Source organism: Acinetobacter sp. CY79, from assembly GCF_059515845.1.
This window is the reverse complement of sequence record NZ_JCAKMY010000021.1, coordinates 43,385-64,660: the sequence shown is the minus strand read 5'-3', so window position 1 is coordinate 64,660 and position 21,276 is coordinate 43,385. Positions and strand designations below refer to the sequence as shown.

The window sequence follows — 21,276 nt, the reverse complement described above, 5'->3', positions numbered from 1 at the left end:
GTATATTCATTTTTCTAATACAAAGATGATTTAATAATTAAAATTGCTTATTTGCTTATAAGATTTTGATATTTATAAAAATAATAATTATTAGTAGCACCAATATAGTTTGTTATTGTTCTTTAGTCTATACACATGCAGTTCAAAGAGATATCGTTATACCGCACTCTAAATTCCAACTTTATTTTTTAAAAACAGAAGCTTATGTTTTTATTTTGCAATTTATTTTGGTTTTTAATGCAAGTTGTTAATGTAAATGATTCTTATTAATAAATATTTTAACTTAAGTAGGGTAAAGGGTTGTTTGTAATTTAGTGGCTCACGTTTTATAATTCCGTGTCGTATAAATGATTAGGTACTCGCTTACCTAGCTAGGCCAGCTTTCCTTCGAACTAATTCCAACAAACTCCGGATGGAGTTTTTACTTACAGGATGCCCGCTGTGAAAAGCAACAGACCTGTCAATTTGTCCATGGGTCAAGTTTTAGACGTAAACTTAAAATCCCCTGTGGCTATTGCATCAATTCTACACCGTCTTTCTGGTGTCATCGTATTTTTACTCGTACCGGTACTTTTATGGATTTTAGACAAGTCGTTGTCTTCTCCTGAAGGTTTTGCGCAAGTTCAAGAAGTCATGAGTGGTTTCATTGTGCGCTTTATCGTATGGGTATTTGTAGCCGGCCTTATTTTCCACTTCGTTGCAGGTGTTAAGCATTTACTTGCTGACGTCGGCGTAGCTGAAGAGCTAGAGAGTGGTCGTCTTGCATCTACTATCGCATTAATCTTGTCTGCAATCGGTATCGTTGCAGCATTTGTATGGATCGTACTCTAATGAAAAGTGCTACAGGCTTTACAGGTTCAGGTTCACGCGATTGGTTTATTCAACGTGTAAGTGCTGTTGTTTTGGCTGTTTATACTGTTGTTATTTTGGGTTGGATTCTATGTAACAGTGGATTTAGCTACGAACAATGGTATGGCTTCATGATGACAACTCCAATGAAGATTATGTCTTTATTGTCAGTCTTATCTCTTGTTGCGCATGCATGGATCGGTATGTGGCAAGTTTTCACGGATTACGTGACGACTCGTCAAATGGGTCCTTCTGCAAATGGTTTGCGTATCGTACTAACTTCAGCAGTGATTATTGCTGTATTGGCGTATGCAATCTGGGCAATCCAGATTTTTTGGGCGAATTGATAGGAAACAATCATGGGCGCTATAAACCCTAAAGAAGATTACACAAATATTCCACACGAAACTTTCGATGCTGTCATCGTTGGTGGTGGTGGTTCAGGTATGCGTGCTTCTTACCAACTTGCTCAAGCTGGTTTGAAAGTTGCGGTATTGACTAAAGTATTCCCAACACGTTCACACACTGTAGCGGCGCAAGGTGGTATTGGTGCATCTCTTGGTAATATGCAAGAAGATAACTGGCACTACCACTTCTATGACACAGTAAAAGGTTCGGACTGGTTAGGTGACCAAGACGCTATCGAGTTTATGACTCGTGAAGCGCCACAAGTTGTATATGAACTTGAACACTTGGGTATGCCATTTGACCGTAACGCTGACGGTACAATTTACCAACGTCCATTCGGTGGTCACTCTGCGAACTATGGTGAGAAAGCTGTGCCACGTGCATGTGCTGCTGCCGATCGTACGGGTCATGCACTTCTTCATACGCTTTATCAAAGCAACGTGAAAATGGGTACACAATTCTTCGTTGAATGGATCGCTCTTGATTTGATCCGTAACGAAGCTGGTGATGTACTTGGTGTAACAGCAATTGACCAAGAAACAGGTAAAATTGCAGTGTTCCAAGCTAAGGCTACATTGTTCGCTACAGGTGGTGCTGGTCGCGTTTACCGTGCATCGACAAATGCTTATATCAACACGGGTGATGGTCTTGGTATGGCTGCTCGTGCAGGTATTCCATTGCAAGATATGGAATTCTGGCAGTTCCACCCAACGGGTGTTGCTGGCGCAGGCGTATTGTTGACTGAGGGCTGTCGTGGTGAAGGTGCAATCCTTCGTAACGATTCAGGCGAGCCATTTATGGAACGCTATGCTCCGACACTTAAAGACTTGGCTCCACGTGACTTCGTATCACGTTCTATGGACCAAGAAATTAAAGAAGGTCGTGGTTGTGGTCCGAAGAAAGATTACATCTTGCTTGATATGACGCACTTAGGTGCTGAAACGATCATGAAGCGTCTTCCATCTGTATTTGAGATTGGTAAGAAATTCGCGAACGTTGATATCACCAAAGAACCAATTCCAGTTGTTCCAACGATTCACTACCAAATGGGTGGTATTCCAACGAACATTCATGGTCAGGTTGTTGTTCCTGAGTCTCGTGAAACAACTCCTTTTGAAGCTCATTACGATAAAGATGCTGATGTGTACTCACATAATGCAGGTGATCGTAACTTCACTAAACCTGTTAAAGGTTTCTACGCAATCGGTGAGTGTTCTTGTGTGTCTGTACATGGTGCAAACCGTTTAGGTACAAACTCATTGCTTGACCTTGTTGTATTTGGTAAGGCTGCTGGTCAACACATCATTGAATATGTGACTAAACATCACGGTGATGAATATGAGCCTCTTCCTACAACTGTGCTAGAGAAAACTGTTGCACGTATCCGTAAATTGGATGAGTCAACTGAAGGTGAAAATGCTCAAGATGTTGCTGATGCGATTCGTGACATCGTTCAAGACCATGCAGGTGTATTCCGTACCACTGAATTGCTTGAAAAGGGCGTGAAGGAAATCCTTGCGATCGAGCCACGTGTTCGTAACATCCTTTTGAAAGACAAATCTAAAGTATTTAACACTGCGCGTGTGGAAGCTTTAGAAGTTGAAAACCTGTATGAAGTTGCTAAAGCGACCTTGATTTCAGCTGCAGCGCGTAAAGAATGTCGTGGTGCGCATACTGTGGTAGATTTTGAATTACCACCAGATCACCCAACTTATTCTTATGGTCGCCGTGATGATGAGTGGATGAAGCATACATTATGGTTCTCTTCAGACAACCGTCTAGAGTATAAGCCTGTACGCTATAAGCCTTTATCGGTTCAAGCTATTCCACCTAAACCACGTACGTTCTAATTAGGAGAAGTAAGATGAGTAGAGGTACTCGTACATTTAATATCTACCGCTACGATCCTGATAAGGATAAAGCACCGTACATGCAAACTTTTAAGCTTGAGTTGACTGATAAGCACCGTATGTTGCTTGATGCGCTTCTTGCACTAAAAGTACAAGACGAATCTTTAACGTTCCGTCGTTCATGTCGCGAAGGTATTTGTGGTTCTGATGGTGTAAACATCAATGGTAAAAATGGTTTAGCGTGTCTTTGGAACCTAAACGATTTACCTGAAGTGATAACTGTTCGTCCATTACCAGGTTTGCCAGTGGTCAAAGATTTAGTTGTGGATATGAATCAGTTTTACGATCAGTATGACAAGATTCAACCCTTCCTAATCAACAATCAGCCTGCGCCACCGAAAGAACGTTTGCAGTCTCCTGAAGAGCGTGAACACTTAGATGGTCTGTATGAATGTATTCTTTGTGCATGTTGTTCAACTTCATGCCCATCATTCTGGTGGAACCCTGATAAATTCTTGGGCCCTTCAGCTTTGTTGAATGCATATCGTTTCATTATCGATTCGCGTGATACGGGCACTCAAGATCGTTTATCGCGTTTAGATGATCCGTTCTCATTGTTCCGTTGTAAAGGAATCATGAACTGTGTATCAGTTTGTCCTAAAGGTTTAAACCCAACTAAAGCAATCGGTCACATCCGTAATATGCTTTTAGATCAAGCCGGTTAATCTTTAGTTCGATAAAAAGCACACTTCGGTGTGCTTTTTTTTGTTCATCTTTTAGATCGAGTCGAATTTGAGGGTGGTATTTGATTTGAAAATTTGATTGATCGAAATAGCTTCAATAATGACTAAAATAGAAGCTTAAGTGTTTTAAGTTCAGTGTTTAGAGTCTGTATTTATATTGAGGAAATGTTAATATATTTATAGTCGAAACTCAGTGATGTTGAATTAGTATAATACGTGTTAGTCTTTAGTCTAATTCGATGGTGAAAATTGAATAATTTGCGATAATGCTCTGTAGCTTAACGCATATTTTTTTTAATGTATTTCGCTAATTTATGAATAGTATGTGTCAATTAAATCAATAGTAATCTTACGCTGTGATAGAATTGAACAGTTTATAATTGCTAAAAAACCAGTCAATTATGTACATTTATTCAACATTTTGAGGTTTTTTCAACGTAAAAAACTACGAATTATGAGTTAAATTAGAGTTGTCTTAGTAAACACAAGACTTAGACTTGTTTTTTCTAAGCCAATTTGCAAAAAAAATTGCTCGATTTAGGTCGAGTATATAGAGGCATAATGCGATTGAGTGTGTTATGGCTCGCTGTTTGTATCGGATGATTTCTGATACTACTCACGCCCCATGGTCATGTGTGCCAGATGGGTGAATGTCAATTTACCGATTTGGCATTATCAATCATGGGAGAGCTTAAAAAGCTCCCTGTAATGTTTTGCAATAGGAAATGGGTCCACAAATGCAAGAAGTTGCTGACGCTCTGCGTCTTGACACTGAACTTTCCGCTGACAGTGCAGCGTATATTGAAGAACTTTATGAACAGTATTTAACAGCACCAGATTCAGTGGGTGCTGATTGGCAAGAATACTTCGGTAAATTCCCAAAGGGTGATCAGCCTCACAGCAACGTACGCGAGCAATTCCTATTACTCGGTCGTAATTCAAATCGTGTTCAACCTGTTGTTCAAAGTGCTGTTAGCTCTGAACATGAGCGTCGTCAGATTGGTGTATTGCAACTCATTGCAGCATACCGTAACCGTGGTCATCAAAAAGCAAAATTAGATCCACTGGGTTTGGCGAAGCGTGAGCATGTCTATGATTTAGAATTAGATGCGCATGGGTTAACGCAATCTGATCTAGATACAGTTTTCAATACTGGTAATCTTGCAATCGGTAAAGAAGAAGCAACTTTAGGTGAAATGATTCAAGCAATGGAAGCAACATACTGTGCTTCAATTGGTGTTGAATACATGCACATTGTTGATACCAAAGAAAAACGTTGGATTCAGCAACGTCTTGAAGGCGCTAAAGGTCAATTTGGTTTCACTGCTGAGCAGAAAAAACACGTCTTAGAACGTTTAACAGCAGCTGAAGGCCTTGAAAAATTCTTAGGTAATAAATACGTTGGTGCTAAACGCTTTGGTGTGGAAGGTGGTGAATCTTTCATTCCTATGGTTGATGCTGTGATTCAACGTGCAGGTTCAGTAGGTTGTAAAGAAGTTGTGATCGGTATGCCACACCGTGGACGTCTGAACCTTCTTGTGAACATCATGGGTAAAAACCCAGCAGATCTTTTTGGTGAGTTCGAAGGTAAGAGCTTGCATAAAAAAGGTTCTGGTGATGTTAAATATCACCAAGGTTTCTCTTCAAATGTCATGACATCAGGTGGCGAAGTTCACTTGGCATTGGCATTTAACCCATCACACTTAGAAATCGTAGGGCCTGTAGTTGAAGGTTCTGTACGTGCGCGTCAAGTTCGTCGTAAAGATATTGGTGGTGATGATGTATTACCATTAATCGTCCATGGTGATGCAGCATTTGCAGGTCAAGGTGTAAACCAAGAAACCTTCCAAATGTCACAAACGCGTGGTTATACGGTAGGTGGTACGGTTCATATTGTGGTGAATAACCAAGTTGGTTTCACAACGTCTGACCCACGTGATGCGCGTTCTACAGAATACTGTACTGACATTGCAAAAATGATTCAGGCACCAATTTTCCATGTCAATGGTGATGATCCTGAGTCTGTATTGTTTGTTGCTCAATTGGCACATGATTTCCGTCATACATTCCGTAAAGATGTCGTGATTGACATGTTCTGCTACCGTCGTCGTGGTCATAACGAAGCGGATGAACCAGCAGCAACACAGCCAATGATGTATCAAGTCATTAACAAGAAAACGACCACTCGTACACTTTATGCGGACCAATTGGTTCAACAAGGTATTCTTGATCGTGCTGCTGCTGATGCAATGGTTGAACAATATCGTTCTGATTTGGAAGCAGGTAAGCATGTTGCAAATGCACTTGTACTTGAGCCAAATAAGAAGATGTTCGTTGATTGGACACCTTATTTAGGTCACGACTATACAGATGAATGGGATACATCTTTCCCAATCGAACGCTTAAAAGAGCTTGGTACGAAAATGCGTCAATTGCCTGAAGGCTTTGTGATGCAGCGTCAAGTATCTAAAGTGATTGATGACCGTCTGAAAATGCAAACAGGTGAAATGCCACTGAACTGGGGTGCTGCAGAAACTTTAGCTTATGCAACCATTCTAGATGATGGTTTCCTTGTTCGTTTGACGGGTGAAGACGTGGGTCGTGGTACATTCTCACATCGTCATGCAAAATTGCATAACCAAGTAGACGGTTCGACTTATATTCCACTGTGCCATATTAAAGAAAACCAACCACGTACTGCGATTTATGATTCTTTATTGTCTGAAATGGCAGTATTGGCATTTGAATACGGTTATGCGACGACTCTTCCTAAGAGTTTGATTATTTGGGAAGCGCAATTCGGTGACTTCGCAAACTGTGCACAGGTTGTGATTGATCAATTCATCGCTTCAGGTGAAACCAAATGGGAGCGTGTGTGTGGTTTAACAATGCTTCTTCCACATGGTTACGAAGGTCAAGGTCCTGAGCATTCTTCAGCACGTTTAGAGCGTTTCTTACAGCTTTGCGCAGAAGACAACATGCAAGTGATCACACCGACTACCCCTGCACAGATATTCCATGCAATGCGTCGTCAAGCGCTGCGTCCTATTCGTAAGCCAATGATAGTTACTTCACCGAAGTCATTACTTCGTCACAAACTTGCTACTTCAACTTTAGAAGAATTAGCAAATGGTTCATTCCAAACTGTGATTGATGAAGTAGATAACATCAACAAGTCTGATGTAACACGTTTAGTGCTTTGTGGTGGTAAGGTTTATTACGATTTACTTGAAAAACGTCGTGAAAACGAATTGAACAACATTGCCATCGTTCGTGTTGAACAATTATATCCGTACCCTGAAGCTCGTCTGGCTGAGGTTCTTGCTCAATATCCAAATGTGAAAGAATTAGTATGGGCTCAAGAAGAACCGAAGAACCAAGGCGCGTGGTTATTTATTGCTCCTCGTTTATACGAAGGCGTAATGAAGTCTGGTCAACATATTCAAATTAGTTACGCAGGTCGTGAAGCTTCTGCTGCACCAGCTTGTGGTTCACCTTATTTGCACGCAAAACAACAAGCTCAGCTCGTAAATGACGCATTGGCGATCGTAGCTGAACAATCAGGAGATTCTAAATAATGGCAACCGAAATTAAAGCACCGGTATTTCCAGAGTCAGTTGCAGATGGAACAATTGCAACTTGGCACAAACAACCAGGTGAAGCTGTATCACGTGACGAAGTGATCTGTGATATCGAAACTGACAAAGTTGTTTTAGAAGTTGTTGCGCCTGCAGACGGTACAATTGCATCTATCGTTAAAAACGAAGGTGATACTGTTCTTTCTAATGAAGTAATTGCTCAGTTTGAAGAGGGTGCTGTATCTGGCGCTGCTCAAACTCAAGCAGTTCAATCAGAAGCGAAAGTTGAACAAGCTGCTGCGGTCACTGAAGCAGGTGCTGCACCTGTAGTTGAGCGTGCTCAAGTTGCTGATCAAGCGCCAGCTGTGCGTAAAGCATTGACTGAGTCTGGCGTTGCTGCAAGCGATGTTGCTGGTACTGGTCGTGGTGGTCGTATCACTAAAGAAGATGTTGCGAATCATCAAGCTAAACCAGCTGCTGCTCCAGCTGCGCCTTTGAGTGTTGCTGTGGGTGAACGTGTTGAAAAACGTGTTCCGATGACTCGTCTTCGTAAACGTGTTGCTGAACGTCTTCTTGCTGCAACGCAAGAAACTGCAATGTTAACGACGTTTAACGAAGTGAACATGAAACCAATCATGGATATGCGTAACCAATACAAAGATGCTTTTGAAAAGCGTCATGGTGCACGTCTTGGCTTCATGTCATTCTTTGTTAAAGCTGCGACTGAAGCGCTTAAACGCTACCCAGCGGTTAATGCATCAATTGATGGTGAAGATATCGTTTATCACGGTTTCTACGACATCGGTGTTGCAGTATCAAGCGAACGTGGTTTAGTGGTTCCTGTTCTTCGTGACACAGACCGTATGAACTATGCTGAAGTTGAAAACGGTATTCGTGCATATGCGGGTAAAGCGCGTGACGGTAAATTGGGTATCGAAGATATGACTGGCGGTACGTTCACGATTACCAATGGTGGTACGTTCGGTTCTTTACTCTCTACGCCGATTCTAAACACGCCACAAACTGCGATTTTGGGTATGCATAAAATCCAAGAACGTCCAATGGCTGTAAATGGTCAAGTAGAAATTCTTCCAATGATGTACTTGGCTCTTTCTTATGACCATCGTTTAATCGATGGTAAAGAAGCAGTCGGTTTCCTTGTAACAATCAAAGAATTGCTAGAAGAGCCAGCTCGTTTGATCCTTGATCTTTAATTCATAGTTCATAAAATTACAAAAGTAGATTTAGGGCGATCCTCTAAATCTACACTTGGAGATTAATATGTCTCAACAGTTTGATCTTGTTGTGATTGGTGGTGGACCAGGTGGATACGAAGCTGCGATTCGTGCTGCGCAACTTGGTTTTAAAGTTGCTTGTATCGAAAAACGTATTCATAAAGGCAAGCCATCTTTAGGTGGTACATGCTTAAACGTGGGTTGTATCCCATCTAAAGCATTGCTTGATTCTTCTCATCGTTACGAAGATACAGTTCATCATTTAGATGATCATGGTATTACCACCGGTGACGTGAAGTTTGATCTTGCAAAGCTTCTTGCGCGTAAAGACAAAATCGTTGACCAATTGACTATGGGTATCGATGGCCTGCTTAAAGGTAACGGTATTGAGTGGTTAAAAGGGACTGGTAAACTCCTTGCGGGTAAAAAAGTTGAGTTTGTATCTCACGAAGGTGAAACTCAAATTTTAGAACCTAAATACGTGATTCTTGCGACCGGTTCTGTACCTGTAAATATTCCTGTTGCTCCTGTAGATCAAGACATCATTGTTGACTCAACTGGCGCATTAGAATTCCAAGAAGTTCCTAAGCGTTTAGGCGTAATCGGTGCGGGTGTCATCGGTCTTGAACTTGGTTCAGTATGGCGTCGTTTGGGTGCAGAAGTTGTTGTATTTGAAGCAATGGATGCATTCTTACCCATGGCTGATAAAGCTTTGGCTAAAGACTACCAAAAACTTTTAACGAAGCAAGGTCTTGATATCCGTGTTGGCGCGAAAGTTGCTGGTACTGAAGTCAATGGTCGTGAAGTTACTGTTAAGTACACACAAGGCGGCGAAGACAAAGAGCAAACTTTCGATAAATTGATCGTTTGTGTAGGTCGTCGTGCATATGCTGAAGGTTTATTGGCAGACGATTGTGGTATCAAACTCACTGAACGCGGTTTGGTTGAAGTAAACGATTGGTGTGCAACTTCTGTTGAAGGTGTATATGCCATTGGTGACTTGGTACGTGGTCCAATGCTTGCACATAAAGCAATGGAAGAAGGCGTAATGGCAGTTGAGCGTATTCACGGTCATGCTGCACAAGTGAACTATGACACCATCATTTCTGTCATCTACACACACCCAGAAGCGGCGTGGGTAGGTTTAACAGAACAGCAAGCAATTGAAAAAGGCCATGAAGTGAAAACTGGTCAATTTGGTTTTGCTGCAAATGGTCGTGCAATGGCTGCGGGTGAAAATGCAGGCTTTGTTAAGTTTGTTGCTGATGCAAAAACAGATCGTCTTTTGGGTATGCACGTGATTGGACCTGCTGCGTCTGACATCGTTCACCAAGGTATGATCGCACTCGAGTTCGTATCTTCTGTTGAAGATTTACAGTTAATGACTTTTGGTCACCCAACATTCTCTGAAGTGGTTCATGAGGCTGCGCTAGCAGTCGATGGACGTGCGATTCACGCAATTCAGCGTAAACGTAAATAATCTAAAAAGAGCGGCTTAGGCCGCTCTTTTTGCATTTGGTGGTTGTTTTTGTATGAATAATCATCTAAAACTAATAATAGAAAATTAAATAATTGCTAATACTTATCGTGATGGATGTTTAGGTATTAGTAAACCATAAAAACGTGAAAAGTAGTCAAAGGTAAAATAATGAATCTACATGAATATCAAGCGAAATCGCTGTTAAAAAAATATGGAATGCCAGTTCAAGAAGGGATTCTTGCAACCAATGCGGATGAAGCTGTTGCAGCTTTTGAACAGCTCGGCGGTAAGTTTGCTGTCATGAAAGCACAAGTTCACGCAGGTGGCCGTGGTAAAGCAGGCGGTGTAAAAGTTGCCAAATCTAAACAAGAAGTTGCTGATTATGCAAATTCAATAATTGGTACAAACTTAGTTACCTATCAAACCGATGCCAATGGTCAGCCAGTAAACAGCCTTTTGATTTGTGAAGATGTTTATCCTGTGGAAAGAGAATTGTACTTAGGTGCGGTTGTTGATCGTTCAAGTCGTCGTGTGACTTTTATGGCATCCACAGAAGGTGGTGTTGAGATTGAAAAAGTCGCAGAAGAAACTCCTGAGAAAATTATCAAAGTTGAAGTCGATCCGTTGGTTGGACTTCTACCTTTCCAAGCACGTGAAGTTGCATTTCAATTAAATTTGAAAGATGGGCAAATTAACCAATTTGTAAAAATAATGACTGCGGCTTATCAAGCATTTATTGAAAATGATTTCGCATTATTTGAAATTAACCCACTTTCAGTCCGTGAGAATGGCGATATTCTTTGTGTAGATGCAAAAGTAGGGATTGATTCAAATGCCCTCTATCGTTTACCTGAAATTAACGCGATGCGTGATAAGTCTCAAGAGAATGAGCGCGAGCTTAAAGCCTCTGAGTTTGATCTGAACTATGTTGCCTTAGAAGGTAATATTGGTTGTATGGTCAATGGCGCAGGTCTTGCTATGGCAACCATGGATATTATTAAATTGTATGGTGGTCAGCCTGCAAACTTCCTTGATGTTGGTGGTGGTGCAACGAAGGATCGCGTGATTGAAGCATTTAAAATTATTTTGTCAGATACCACAGTAGAAGCAATTCTGATCAATATTTTTGGTGGGATTGTACGTTGTGACATGATTGCTGAAGCCATCATTGCAGCGGTTCAAGAAGTCAATGTAACGGTACCTGTCGTTGTTCGCTTAGAAGGGAACAATGCGGAACTCGGTGCAAAATTACTCGATGAATCAGGTCTTAAATTAATTTCTGCTGCTGGCTTGGCTGATGCTGCAGAAAAAGTTGTTGCTGCAGTGAAAGCGTAAGGAGTATCAATCATGAGCGTATTAATTAATAAAGACACCAAAGTATTGGTACAAGGCTTTACAGGTAAAAATGGTACTTTCCATTCTGAGCAAGCTTTAGCTTACGGCACAAAAGTCGTTGGTGGTGTGACCCCTGGTAAAGGTGGGCAACAACATCTTAATCTCCCTGTTTTCAACACAATGAATGAAGCAGTTAAAGAAACTGGTGCTGATGCATCTGTGATCTATGTACCTGCTCCATTTGTTTTAGATTCAATTGTAGAGGCAGTTGATTCCGGTATTGAGTTGATTGTTGTGATCACTGAAGGCGTGCCAACCTTAGACATGCTCAAAGCAAAACGTTACCTCGAAACCTATGGTAATGGTACGCGCTTAATCGGACCAAACTGCCCAGGTATTATTACACCAGGTGAATGTAAGATCGGGATCATGCCAGGTCATATTCATCAGCCAGGTAAAATCGGAATTATTTCTCGTTCTGGGACTTTGACGTACGAAGCTGTAGCGCAGACAACCAAACTTGGTTTAGGTCAGTCGACTTGTATTGGTATTGGTGGTGATCCAATCCCAGGCATGAATCAAATTGATTGCTTAAAATTATTCCAAGACGATCCACAAACTGAAGCAATCATCATGATTGGTGAAATTGGTGGTACTGCTGAAGAAGAAGCTGCTGAATACATTAAGTCTCACGTAACGAAGCCTGTTGTGGGTTATATTGCGGGTGTAACTGCGCCTAAAGGTAAACGTATGGGGCATGCGGGTGCGATTATTTCTGGTGGTCAAGGAACGGCTGAAGAGAAGTTTGCAGCTTTTGAGCGTGCAGGAATGGCATATACACGTAGTCCAGCAGAGTTAGGTTCAACCATGCTACAAGTTTTAAAAGACAAAGGCATTGCTTAAAATAATTTAAATAAAAAAACCTCCTTTGGGAGGTTTTTTTATAGGTCTTAGATTAGCATTTGAAGTGCAACGCCATGTTGTTGGGATAATACCTGACTTGGACTTTTAAAGCCGAGTCTTTTTCTTGGACGTTGATTTATACGGTCAGTGATTTTTGAAATGTATTCATCCGTATACTGATCCAAGTCACTTCCTTTTCTAATGTATTGTCTGAATAAGCCGTTTATATTTTGATTGGTACCTCGGTTGCCAAGCGCTATAAGGATCAGCCAAGTACCAATCTATTTCTGATTCTTGAGCAGCATACTCATGCAGGCTGAACTCCTTACCATGATCTGCGGTAATCGTCTTGAGCTGATCTTTAAGCGGCTTAAGTAGACGAATAGTTGTTTGGCAAACTTTATCTGCCTTACGTGAGCTACACTTCTTCAAACACAAATAGGTTGTCTTTCGATCTACAATCGAGACCAATGATTGCTCATGATTCTTACCAATAATCGTATCTATCTCTAGATCACCAAAACAATTACGCTGCTCAATCTCAACAGGTCTATCATGAATGCTTTTACGATTAGCCAGCTGACCACGGGTTTCGCAAGAGCCATATTTCCTCTTTCTTTGATTTCTGAAACGTAGGTGATGAAAGAGTGTGCCGCCCTTATTTTTATCCTGCCGTATCAAACGATAAATTGAATGCAGACTGACTGAAACACGAGAAGCGATCTCTTCAGGATTCCATTGAAGTTCAAGATAAGAGATGACATGTATCCATATGTCATCAGGAATTCTTTTAGGATTGTTGGAAGGTGAACGATTCAGTCTCCAAGCAATATAACGCTTAGAAAACCTTTCATCTAACAATGTATAAATCGGATATCTTTCTTCTTGGGTAAGATGAGTATAGTTCATGATGCAACTTTGACTTTGGTCGGTCTGGAAGCAAAATACTAACTCATCTTGCCTCCTTTCAATAATTTAATCTCTGTTGCACTTCATTTGAGAATCTAAGTATCAAATATGAATTGAACATGAACAGTTATAAACATGATTCAACATTTTCTACAGCTTCACTCCATTTTTAGTCACTACATTGAGCTTAGAAAAGAGTTGCGGAGCTGAACCATGAAAAAGACAATAGCACTGACTGTACTGATAACTTCATTGACCGGGTGTGTTGTAGCCCCTTTTGATGATCATCCAAATCGTAATAACGAACGATATGATCAAGATAAACGCTATGATCGTGATCATAAACGTCAAGATTGGCAGAATCAAAAACGTGGTGATTGGAATAAACAGCGAGATCAACGAGCTGACTGGGATCGTGAACGTCCACGATCAGATCACCCTCGACCACGCTAATATTTTAACCGAAACAAAAATGGGATAACGTTATCCCATTTTTTAACTGTAATTTGAGTTTAATAAGTAGACTTTTTATATAATCCTGCACGAACAACACCCGCTTTCGTTTCTTTGATCAAAGACCAACTATTTGGTAATTCCAATTGATTCAGTGGGCAATCCGCTTCAACATAGATAAATCCATTATTTTTAATTAAAGGATCAGTATTGGCTGCAAGTTCTTGCCAAAGATTTAAGCGATAGGGTGGATCTAGAAATACCAACTCAAAATGGTCAGCTGGCAAACTTCTGATCGCTTGTTGTGCTGTTGTGACATGCAATTTACAGTTTTCAATTTTCAAAAGTTTCAGATTATCTTTTAAAAATTTAGCTTGTATAGCGTTAGGTTCAATCATGGTGACATTTGCAGCACCACGTGATAATGCTTCGAAACTAAGCGCACCTGAACCCGTACATAAATCTAAAACTTCAGCATTTTGAACGTCCCACATCAGCCAATTGAACAACGTTTCACGAACACGATCAGGCGTTGGTCTTAAATTTTCAATATCTGCAAAAGGTAAGACGCGACGTTTTAATTCACCACCAATAATACGTAATTGATTTTTCATCTTAATTTCCTGTAGCTGATGGTGGAGTGATCATTTGAGTTAGAGCAGAAGGCTGTCTAGCAGCGGTGTTTTGACCTAAAGCTGGTTGTGATGTTGCCGTTGCAGTTGCCAATGCAGTTGTAGTTTGAGTAGATTGTGGGGTTGAAGAAGGATTAACGTTCGCAGACATCGTGTTATCGCCACTTGGTAAATCGCCTGGTTTAATTCCAGCGGTCATCAAGCCACCACTGATTTGATGTTGTGGTGGTTGAATCGGATTACGCTTACGCGTGAGTAACCAGTAGTCCATAATCGGACGTGCAATTGGCGTAGCACTACCACCACGACCGTTTTCAACAATGATCGCAACAGCAATTTCAGGCTTTTCAGCAGGGGCAAAACCGACAAACAAACCATGATCGAGCTGGCGATCCGTTAAAATTGCTTCGTTATAGCGTTTCCCTTGAGCAATACTTTTCACCTGAGCCGTTCCTGTTTTCCCTGCGATTTGATACTGCAAGCCTCCACGAATGGCTTTTCCTGTTCCAGATTGGATGACATCGACCATCGCTTCACGCATTTTGATCCAGTCTTCAGGTTGACCATTGAACTGAATTTTGCCATTGGGTGCATTATGGACTTTATGTGCTTTAGCGCCTTTAGATTCACGCAGAACATGCGGGGTAACATGAGCCCCTTGATTGGACGTGATTGCAGTCGCCATAGCAAGTTGAAGTGGCGTGGAGGTAAAAGCCCCTTGTCCGATACTCACCGAAATAGTTTCACCGCGTAACCATTTGGTTTTTCGTGTACGCATTTTCCATTCAGGACTAGGGTAAAGTCCTGTACTTTCACTAGGTAAATCCACCCCGGTTTTCTCACCAAAGCCAAACTGACGCATCCAACTATTCATCTTCTCAATCCCCATTTGGAAAGAGAGAATGTAAAAATAAGTATCGCAAGACACCACTTGAGCTTTATGCATATTGACTGAGCCATGACCTGATTTTTTATGGTCACGGAAACGGTGACTATCACCTGGCAAAGTGAAATATCCAGGGTCAGAAATGGTGGTATGCCAATCCACCACACCATAATGGATTCCCCCTAAACCAAACATCGGTTTAATGGTTGAACCTGGTGGGTAGGAACCTTGAACAGCACGATTATATAATGGCTGATCAATATTATCGCGTAGCGCACTATAATCAGCTGTACTGATGCCTGTGACAAACAGGTTTGGGTTAAAACTTGGACTCGACACAAGGGCTAAGATCTCACCCGTATTCGGATCCATCGCTACAATGGCGCCACGCTTACCGATGAGTTGTTCTGATGCAACTTGTTGTAGACCATAATCAAGCGAGAGATATAGATCGTTACCGCGAATGGATTCTTTTTTACCTAATTTACGCAGCACATTACCAAAAGCATCTGTTTCAATTGACTCAAAACCCGGCGCACCATGCAGTAAATCTTCATAAAATTTTTCAACACCAATTTTTCCAATCAGATTGGTGCCTGCATAAGCATCTTTATCAATTTCCTTGAGTTCTTTATCGTTAATACGACCCACATACCCAATCACATGCGCAAATAATTCACCATGTGGGTAATAACGGGTCATTTGCGTTTCAATGGCTACGCCCGGAAACTGGAATTTAATCTCACTAAAACGTGCAATATCAGTCTCAGTCAAATTTAATTTAATGGTAACGCGTTCTGTCTTTTTAGCCGTTTTTACACGGTTGTTAAACCGCTCAATATCTTCAGCGGTCAGACTAATAATAGGCTTTAAGCGTGCAATGGTAGCATCAATATCTTGAACATCGGCTTTACTTAAGGTCGCTGTAAAAACAGGATAGTTATCTGCGAGTAAAACGCCATTACGATCATAAATATAACCACGGGCAGGACTAATCGGTTGTAAACGAATGCGGTTATTATCAGATGCCAGTTTGAATTCTTCATGATGTATAATTTGCAAATAGGCATAACGAACTAATAGAAGCATTAAAAAAAAGATGACAACACCCATCGCGAAAAATATTCGACTACGAAATATACGTTTTTCTTGTTGAACATTTTTTAAAGGAAACTGATGTTTCATATGACGTCGACTTAATCACGGTTTAGGGTTTTGTTGGTGCACGTATGTTACCTTAGAATACGATCGATTTTAAAAAAAATAATGCATTCTGAGAGGGATGAATTATGCGAAATCTTGACCATAGCGACATTAAATTTCATTTGATTTGTATATAAGATCGAAAATTAATCTGTTAAAGTCAAAAAATTAAGGATAAATAAAAAAATTGATCTCTAGATGAGACAATGGAGAAAATAATGAGAAATATCTTTCCTTTAGTTTTTCTCGGTACAATTTGGAATGTTGCTCATGCAGATATTTCTGAATATTTACCTCCAGCAAAGATAAAGTCGGAACAAATCTCTACACTCAATGTGGGCGCTGGAATCACTCAAAAACTCGCACATGTAAATGGTGAATGGGCGAATCCTTATGGTATCGCTTATGCAAAAGTAGGCGCATTTACCAATGATGATCATGAAATTGGTGGACAGATTGGATTTAGATATCCGGTTGTTTTAAATGGTAAAGATGCAAATGGTTTTTACTTGGGTGCATTTGCAGGTCATTTAAGAAGTGTACCAATCAATGGATCTGATGAGTTGCAGTTAGGCGGTGGCGTAGATTTATCCTATGTACTCTTAAATAAAGAGCGGATTAGTACGATTAGTGTGGGTGTTACAGCTGGAGAAGAGTTAAAGGATGGTAATCGTGTTGTACGTGAAACCAAGCCTGAAATACAATTTGCCTACACCTTAAGTATGGGATTTTAGAAGATATTATGCTTCTATACAGTTTATTTGACCGCACATAGAATTCAATATGAGAGTCATGAATGTTTGAATATGTAAGTGATTTGTGGCAAGCCTTCTTAAATCGACCAGATTTTTATGCTGTGCTCAGTATTATTCCAGTAACAGCACTTGTTACTTGGGCACACGTGTGGATGGCACTCAAAATGGTGTTCTATCCAATCAAATTTTGGGGCTTCCACATTGGTCCACTTCCAGTGGGTTGGCAAGGGATTGTACCGCGTAAAGCTGGACGTATTTCAGGCATTATTACCGATAATACTTTATCTAAACTGGGTTCATTGCAAGAATTTTTACAAGCCATGGATCCAGAAGATATGGCACGCATTATCGGAGAGCAAGTCGGCTTTGAGCTTGAACATCTGATCGATGAAGTGATGATGGATCGCAATGCTGTGCTCTGGGAAAACTTACCTTATTCGATTAAGCGCCGTATTTATGCACAAGCACACAAACAGCTACCCGCAGTCTTAAGACAGTTAGTGACTGAATTGACCATGAATGTTGAATCATTAGTCAATATGCGTGAGATGGTGGTGAGCCAAATGGAAGGTGATCGCCAACTGATGGTGAACATGTTCCTGAAAGTCGGTCAAAAAGAAATTAATTTTATTTGGCATATCAGTGCGTTAATTGGTATGTTCTTCGGTGTTTTCCAAATGATCGTATGGTTTGTGGTGCCTTGGCACTGGACTGTTCCGATTTGGGCTGCAATTTGGGGTTTCTTAACCAACTGGATCGCCATTTGGATGGTATTCAATCCGGTTGAGCCGCATTTCATTCGTTATCCTCAATTTTTTGAGTTGACGAAAGATCGAAAATTTCCTTGGATTAAGCCTGTCATTCCGCGAATTGGGACTTATAATATTCAAGGTGCATTTATGAAACGTCAAGAAGAAGTTTCAGATGTATTTGCAAAAGTAGTGACTGAAGATTTAATCACTTTAAAATCGATTATGACCGAAATGATGTATGGCAGTAAAAAGGAAAAAACTCGTCGTATTGTAAAACGTCATATTAATGAAATTATGGAAACACCATTGGTTCGGACTTCATTACAGCTATCTTTAGGTCCAAAAGAGTATGCAAAACTCAAGACAGACTTGATCGATCGTTCAATTGAAATTACGATGGTGCCTGTATGCGACCCTGCGTTCAATGCGAGCCGTGCACAGAAAATCTATCAAATGTTTAGAGATCGTATTCGCGAGTTAACACCGAAAGAGTTTCAAAATCTATTACGTCCTGCATTTCAGGAAGACGAATGGATATTAATTGTACTTGGTGGGGTAACCGGGTTTTTCGCTGGCTTAATACATTTGTTTGTGGCTTTCTTATAATTAGATGCTAGATTTTTACAGATTTTGGGTTCTGTAAAAGCAAGTGTCATACATATTGTTAAAATGAGGATGTTTATTTATGCGCATTATATTACTCGGACCTCCTGGAGCAGGTAAAGGCACACAAGCTCAGTTGATCTGTAAGCGCTACAATGTCCCACAAATTTCAACCGGTGATATGCTCCGTGCTGCGATTCGTGAAGGAACTGAACTCGGTCTTCAAGCTAAAAGCGTGATGGACAATGGTGGTCTAGTATCAGATGAACTGATCATTGGTCTTGTAAAAGAACGCATTGCACAGCCTGATTGTGTGAATGGTTGTATTTTTGATGGTTTCCCGCGTACGATTCCTCAAGCTGAAGCTTTGGAAAACGAAGGTATTACGATTGATCATGTGATCGAAATTGATGTGCCTGATGAAGAAATCGTTCAACGTTTATCTGGTCGTCGTCAACATCCAGCGTCTGGTCGTGTCTATCATATCGTTTACAATCCACCAAAAGTGGAAGGTAAAGATGATGAAACGGGTGAAGACCTAGTTCAACGTCCAGATGACTTAGAAGCAACGATTCGTAAACGTTTAGGTTCATATCACACAGAAACTGAGCAACTGGTTGGTTTCTACCAAGGTCGTGCAGCTTCTGGTGAAAATGCACCGACTTATGACAAATTGAATGGTCTACGTCCAATTGATGAAGTTCAAACGGATTTGTTTGCGATTCTAGATCAGTCAAAATAATTCAAAATTAGAATTTTTGACATTAAAAGAGTCCTAAGTCATATTAGGGCTCTTTTTTATGGTTTGGAGTAAGGGCTTTGCTCAAAGTTGGTGTGGTACTACTTCTTATTTGTACTTTTGCGGTGATGTGTTATTTGGTTTTCATTAGCCTTAGACTATTGCGTAAAGCAGAAGCAGAACGAAAAGCAGAGATGAAACATAATAAACCCGAAGTCCAACTACATCCAAAACTGAAAGATAAAAACAAGCCGTAGGTCGTTTAGCTTTATATCAACACAGGTAGCATTTTCAAAAAGATCGCTTTTGTTTATGTATAGGCTTTTTTATATATCGGAATGAAGAAAGATACCTATATAGGTATCTTTCTTAATCTTTCATTTTAGCTTTGAATAGTTTTGATTTTAATGGGTTTAGCTGCCCCAAAATCGAAACGGTCTGGCCAGTTGCAGACATCTGACACAATACACTCATCGCATTTAGGTTTACGAGCAATACAACAATATCGACCATGCAAAATGAGCCAATGATGAGAATCAACGATAAACTCTTTGGGGATCACTTTCACCAATCGGTGTTCGACTTCAAGTACATTTTTACCGACTGCAAGACCCGTACGATTACCCAAACGGAAGATATGGGTATCAACCGCCATAGTCGGTTGTCCAAATGCTGTATTGAGTACCACATTTGCCGTTTTACGACCGACACCAGGTAAAGCCTCTAGATCAGCTCTATTGTTTGGAACAACGCTGTTGTGCTTTTCTATGAGCATCTGACAAGCTTTAATCACATTTTCAGCTTTAGAGTTATAAAGCCCGATGGTCTTGATGTATGACTTTAAGCCATCAACACCGAGGGCATATATCGCTTCTGGCGTATTGGCGACTGGAAAAAGTTTATCGGTGGCTTTATTGACGCTGACATCTGTCGCTTGAGCTGAAAGCGTTACAGCAACCAGCAACTCAAAAGAGCTTGAATAGTTTAACTCGGTTTTAGGTTCTGGACGTTGTTCACGCAATCGTTCAAAAAAAGTTTGAATTTGTTTTTTGGTCATATTCTTTACAGTCATCTTAAGCATCCTGCAAAGCTTCAAGTTGTTGAGTTAATTGTGCTAAAAGCTCTCTTTTCTTTAAATCATCACGAACACTGAGTTGTTTTTCCAGTTTTTTAATTTGTGTACGCAATTTTGCAAGTGCTAATGTGTTCTTCACATCAAGTGGTGCTGAAACCTGTGACGCTTTCTCCACAATTTCTATAGAGGGAACATGGATAGATTGTGCTGAAAATTGAGCAAAAAGTTCAGTATCAATGTCGGCCCGAACCACAGGACCTTTACGGTTGATCCGTCTTTTTTCTTCACGTTGAATATGTGAGTAATAGCGTCGTCTCAGATCAGTTTGTTCTTCCATGCGCTTAGTGTCATTTGGTAATTCACTTTGATCTTCAACCAGATCAATACAATCAACAGGACAAGGCGGAATACACAGCTCACAACCCGTACACAGGTCAGTCAAAATGGTGTGCATAAGTTTGCCTGAACCAATAATGGCATCCACAGGGCAGGCACTAATACATTTGGTACAGCCGATACATTCATCTTCTCTAATGATGGCCTTCATACGCTGAGGACGTAAATCCGCTTGAATCGGCCAAACACTTTCTTCTGCTTTAAGTGTCGGACGATCGAGCAAAGCTGCGATTTGATCAGCGACAGGTTGACCACCAGGGACACATTTGTTGGCTTCCTCACCCTCAGCAATTGCTTTGGCATAAGGAAGGCAACCATCACGATGCCCGCACAATCCACATTGAGTTTGCGGAAGAAAAGCATCAATTTGTTGTATCAGAGAGATTTTTACGTTCATGTAAGGCTTAATTTGGAAGATTAAAGAGCGATGCCCATATATAGCTGAGCAAGTTAAAATTTTACCATGAAAAGAGGTGGAAAAGGACGCGCTGA

General features: G+C 40.7%; 20 protein-coding genes. 14 read left to right on the top strand and 6 right to left on the bottom strand.

Features of this window, described 5'->3' with window-relative positions; translation table 11 throughout:
- The first annotated feature begins 432 nt into the window (after window positions 1-432).
- The 9 genes from sdhC (at window position 433) to sucD (ending at window position 12,381) form a co-directional block, all read left to right on the top strand.
- Entirely contained in the window at window positions 433-831 is a 399-nt protein-coding gene (gene sdhC / locus AC5YCE_RS10340) for a succinate dehydrogenase, cytochrome b556 subunit (protein WP_496125158.1), read from the top strand.
- Window positions 831-1,196 carry a succinate dehydrogenase, hydrophobic membrane anchor protein gene (gene sdhD, locus AC5YCE_RS10335; RefSeq protein WP_496125157.1) on the top strand — a complete coding sequence of 122 codons (366 nt, stop codon included), beginning with the start codon at window positions 831-833 and terminating at the stop codon, window positions 1,194-1,196. The genes sdhC and sdhD overlap by 1 nt, the downstream gene beginning before the upstream one ends.
- A 12-nt stretch (window positions 1,197-1,208) precedes the next feature.
- On the top strand, window positions 1,209-3,107 hold the full coding sequence (gene sdhA / locus AC5YCE_RS10330; protein WP_496125156.1) for a succinate dehydrogenase flavoprotein subunit: 1,899 nt from the start codon (window positions 1,209-1,211) through the stop codon (window positions 3,105-3,107).
- 14 nt (window positions 3,108-3,121) lie between these two features.
- The gene (locus AC5YCE_RS10325; protein ID WP_496125155.1) at window positions 3,122-3,832 is read left to right on the top strand and encodes a succinate dehydrogenase iron-sulfur subunit; all 711 of its coding nucleotides are present in this window, start codon (window positions 3,122-3,124) and stop codon (window positions 3,830-3,832) included.
- Window positions 3,833-4,587: 755 nt separating this feature from the next.
- The gene (locus AC5YCE_RS10320; RefSeq protein ID WP_496125154.1) at window positions 4,588-7,428 is read left to right on the top strand and encodes a 2-oxoglutarate dehydrogenase E1 component; all 2,841 of its coding nucleotides are present in this window, start codon (window positions 4,588-4,590) and stop codon (window positions 7,426-7,428) included.
- A complete protein-coding gene (gene odhB, locus AC5YCE_RS10315; RefSeq protein WP_496125153.1) occupies window positions 7,428-8,642 on the top strand; it encodes a 2-oxoglutarate dehydrogenase complex dihydrolipoyllysine-residue succinyltransferase in 1,215 nt (404 codons plus the stop codon). The genes AC5YCE_RS10320 and odhB overlap by 1 nt, the downstream gene beginning before the upstream one ends.
- A gap of 67 nt (window positions 8,643-8,709) precedes the next feature.
- Window positions 8,710-10,143, top strand: coding sequence for a dihydrolipoyl dehydrogenase (gene lpdA, locus AC5YCE_RS10310; protein ID WP_496125152.1), 1,434 nt, complete (start codon window positions 8,710-8,712; stop codon window positions 10,141-10,143).
- A gap of 168 nt (window positions 10,144-10,311) precedes the next feature.
- The gene (gene sucC, locus AC5YCE_RS10305; protein ID WP_496125151.1) at window positions 10,312-11,478 is read left to right on the top strand and encodes an ADP-forming succinate--CoA ligase subunit beta; all 1,167 of its coding nucleotides are present in this window, start codon (window positions 10,312-10,314) and stop codon (window positions 11,476-11,478) included.
- Between the two features lie 12 nt (window positions 11,479-11,490).
- A complete protein-coding gene (gene sucD, locus AC5YCE_RS10300) occupies window positions 11,491-12,381 on the top strand; it encodes a succinate--CoA ligase subunit alpha (RefSeq protein WP_496125150.1) in 891 nt (296 codons plus the stop codon).
- Between the two features lie 47 nt (window positions 12,382-12,428).
- On the opposite strand, the gene AC5YCE_RS10295 is transcribed toward sucD, so the two are convergent.
- Both AC5YCE_RS10295 and AC5YCE_RS10290 read right to left on the bottom strand, forming a co-directional pair.
- The gene (locus AC5YCE_RS10295) at window positions 12,429-12,566 is read right to left on the bottom strand and encodes a hypothetical protein (RefSeq protein WP_496125149.1); all 138 of its coding nucleotides are present in this window, start codon (window positions 12,564-12,566) and stop codon (window positions 12,429-12,431) included.
- A gap of 13 nt (window positions 12,567-12,579) precedes the next feature.
- Window positions 12,580-13,290, bottom strand: coding sequence for an IS30 family transposase (locus AC5YCE_RS10290; RefSeq protein ID WP_496125148.1), 711 nt, complete (start codon window positions 13,288-13,290; stop codon window positions 12,580-12,582).
- A 213-nt stretch (window positions 13,291-13,503) separates the two neighbouring features.
- Between AC5YCE_RS10290 and AC5YCE_RS10285 the strand changes: the two genes are divergently transcribed.
- Window positions 13,504-13,743 (top strand): hypothetical protein, encoded by a 240-nt coding sequence (locus AC5YCE_RS10285; RefSeq protein WP_496125147.1) that lies wholly within the window; start codon window positions 13,504-13,506, stop codon window positions 13,741-13,743.
- Window positions 13,744-13,802: 59 nt separating this feature from the next.
- On the opposite strand, the gene rsmD is transcribed toward AC5YCE_RS10285, so the two are convergent.
- Together rsmD and mrdA are read right to left on the bottom strand one after the other, a co-directional pair.
- Window positions 13,803-14,357, bottom strand: a complete 555-nt coding sequence (gene rsmD / locus AC5YCE_RS10280) for a 16S rRNA (guanine(966)-N(2))-methyltransferase RsmD (protein WP_496125146.1) — start codon at window positions 14,355-14,357, stop codon at window positions 13,803-13,805.
- Between the two features lies 1 nt (window position 14,358).
- Complete coding sequence (gene mrdA / locus AC5YCE_RS10275) at window positions 14,359-16,446, bottom strand: penicillin-binding protein 2 (RefSeq protein ID WP_496171981.1); 2,088 nt, start codon at window positions 16,444-16,446, stop codon at window positions 14,359-14,361.
- A gap of 236 nt (window positions 16,447-16,682) precedes the next feature.
- On the opposite strand from mrdA, the gene AC5YCE_RS10270 reads away from it, so the two are divergent.
- The 4 genes from AC5YCE_RS10270 to AC5YCE_RS10255 all read left to right on the top strand — a co-directional run bounded on the left by AC5YCE_RS10270 (window position 16,683) and on the right by AC5YCE_RS10255 (window position 19,570).
- Complete coding sequence (locus AC5YCE_RS10270; RefSeq protein WP_496125144.1) at window positions 16,683-17,198, top strand: hypothetical protein; 516 nt, start codon at window positions 16,683-16,685, stop codon at window positions 17,196-17,198.
- A 62-nt stretch (window positions 17,199-17,260) separates the two neighbouring features.
- Window positions 17,261-18,577: a hypothetical protein gene (locus AC5YCE_RS10265; protein WP_496125143.1), complete on the top strand. Its 1,317-nt coding sequence runs from the start codon at window positions 17,261-17,263 to the stop codon at window positions 18,575-18,577.
- Between the two features lie 79 nt (window positions 18,578-18,656).
- Window positions 18,657-19,316 (top strand): adenylate kinase, encoded by a 660-nt coding sequence (adk, locus tag AC5YCE_RS10260; protein WP_496125142.1) that lies wholly within the window; start codon window positions 18,657-18,659, stop codon window positions 19,314-19,316.
- Between the two features lie 77 nt (window positions 19,317-19,393).
- The gene (locus AC5YCE_RS10255) at window positions 19,394-19,570 is read left to right on the top strand and encodes a hypothetical protein (protein ID WP_496171980.1); all 177 of its coding nucleotides are present in this window, start codon (window positions 19,394-19,396) and stop codon (window positions 19,568-19,570) included.
- A gap of 125 nt (window positions 19,571-19,695) precedes the next feature.
- Here the strand turns inward: AC5YCE_RS10255 and nth are convergent, their stop codons facing one another.
- Both nth and AC5YCE_RS10245 read right to left on the bottom strand, forming a co-directional pair.
- Complete coding sequence (gene nth / locus AC5YCE_RS10250; RefSeq protein ID WP_496171979.1) at window positions 19,696-20,385, bottom strand: endonuclease III; 690 nt, start codon at window positions 20,383-20,385, stop codon at window positions 19,696-19,698.
- Between the two features lies 1 nt (window position 20,386).
- A complete protein-coding gene (locus tag AC5YCE_RS10245) occupies window positions 20,387-21,181 on the bottom strand; it encodes an RnfABCDGE type electron transport complex subunit B (RefSeq protein WP_496125140.1) in 795 nt (264 codons plus the stop codon).
- Between the last annotated feature and the right edge of the window lie 95 nt (window positions 21,182-21,276).

Bases quoted from the DNA above. Each gene is read 5' to 3' on its own strand.
- sucC (WP_496125151.1), top strand. From the start codon at position 10,312: ATGAATCTACATGAATATCAAGCGAAATCGCTGTTAAAAAAATATGGA.
- sdhA (WP_496125156.1), top strand. From the start codon at position 1,209: ATGGGCGCTATAAACCCTAAAGAAGATTACACAAATATTCCACACGAA.
- AC5YCE_RS10245 (WP_496125140.1), bottom strand. From the start codon at position 21,181: ATGAACGTAAAAATCTCTCTGATACAACAAATTGATGCTTTTCTTCCG.
- AC5YCE_RS10325 (WP_496125155.1), top strand. From the start codon at position 3,122: ATGAGTAGAGGTACTCGTACATTTAATATCTACCGCTACGATCCTGAT.
- AC5YCE_RS10290 (WP_496125148.1), bottom strand. From the start codon at position 13,290: ATGAACTATACTCATCTTACCCAAGAAGAAAGATATCCGATTTATACA.
- sdhD (WP_496125157.1), top strand. From the start codon at position 831: ATGAAAAGTGCTACAGGCTTTACAGGTTCAGGTTCACGCGATTGGTTT.
- sucD (WP_496125150.1), top strand. From the start codon at position 11,491: ATGAGCGTATTAATTAATAAAGACACCAAAGTATTGGTACAAGGCTTT.
- mrdA (WP_496171981.1), bottom strand. From the start codon at position 16,446: ATGAAACATCAGTTTCCTTTAAAAAATGTTCAACAAGAAAAACGTATA.
- lpdA (WP_496125152.1), top strand. From the start codon at position 8,710: ATGTCTCAACAGTTTGATCTTGTTGTGATTGGTGGTGGACCAGGTGGA.
- sdhC (WP_496125158.1), top strand. From the start codon at position 433: ATGCCCGCTGTGAAAAGCAACAGACCTGTCAATTTGTCCATGGGTCAA.
- AC5YCE_RS10270 (WP_496125144.1), top strand. From the start codon at position 16,683: ATGAGAAATATCTTTCCTTTAGTTTTTCTCGGTACAATTTGGAATGTT.
- AC5YCE_RS10265 (WP_496125143.1), top strand. From the start codon at position 17,261: ATGTTTGAATATGTAAGTGATTTGTGGCAAGCCTTCTTAAATCGACCA.
- odhB (WP_496125153.1), top strand. From the start codon at position 7,428: ATGGCAACCGAAATTAAAGCACCGGTATTTCCAGAGTCAGTTGCAGAT.
- nth (WP_496171979.1), bottom strand. From the start codon at position 20,385: ATGACTGTAAAGAATATGACCAAAAAACAAATTCAAACTTTTTTTGAA.
- AC5YCE_RS10285 (WP_496125147.1), top strand. From the start codon at position 13,504: ATGAAAAAGACAATAGCACTGACTGTACTGATAACTTCATTGACCGGG.
- AC5YCE_RS10320 (WP_496125154.1), top strand. From the start codon at position 4,588: ATGCAAGAAGTTGCTGACGCTCTGCGTCTTGACACTGAACTTTCCGCT.
- adk (WP_496125142.1), top strand. From the start codon at position 18,657: ATGCGCATTATATTACTCGGACCTCCTGGAGCAGGTAAAGGCACACAA.
- rsmD (WP_496125146.1), bottom strand. From the start codon at position 14,357: ATGAAAAATCAATTACGTATTATTGGTGGTGAATTAAAACGTCGCGTC.